This is a genomic window from Ammoniphilus soli, assembly GCF_040813775.1.
This window is the reverse complement of record NZ_JBEGDL010000185.1, coordinates 1-511: the sequence shown is the minus strand read 5'-3', so window position 1 is coordinate 511 and position 511 is coordinate 1. Positions and strand designations below refer to the sequence as shown.

Below are 511 nucleotides of genomic sequence, written 5' to 3'. Positions count from 1 at the left end.
TCTGCTTTCTCTATCGCTTCTTCGATTTTTTCTCTTGGAACGACAATGACACCGTCTTCATCCCCGAAGATCAAATCTCCTGGTTGGACAGGTACCCCACCACACGAGATGGGGGCATTCAGTTCACCCGGACCATCCTTTAGCGGGCCGTTTGGAATAAATCCTTTGGCGAAAATAGGGAAATTCAATTCCGTAAGCGCCTCCTTATCCCGAACCAACCCATCGATCACAATGCCCTCGAGACCAAGGGCTTTCGCCGCTCCAGCCATGAGTTCTCCCAGATAGGCATTTTCTGTATGGCCCTTTCCATCCGCAACCAAGACATAGCCTTCTTTTCCTGAGTGGATCGCTTGATGAAGAAACAAATTGTCTCCCGGTCTCAAACTGACGGTCATAGCCGTTCCAACGACCTTCATCCCTGCGGCAACGGGTTTGATCCGATAATCCATGGATCCAGTACATCCCAAAGCATCGGTCAGAAGCGTCGTGTTGAGACGCTTTGCTCTTTCAA

The 511-nt window shown here is 50.1% G+C and carries 1 protein-coding gene; it reads right to left on the bottom strand.

Annotation, left to right across the window (positions count from 1 at the left end; translation table 11 throughout):
• The coding region (locus tag ABLT31_RS38970) for an RraA family protein (RefSeq protein WP_367761109.1) at nt 1-511 on the bottom strand (511 nt) is incomplete at both ends.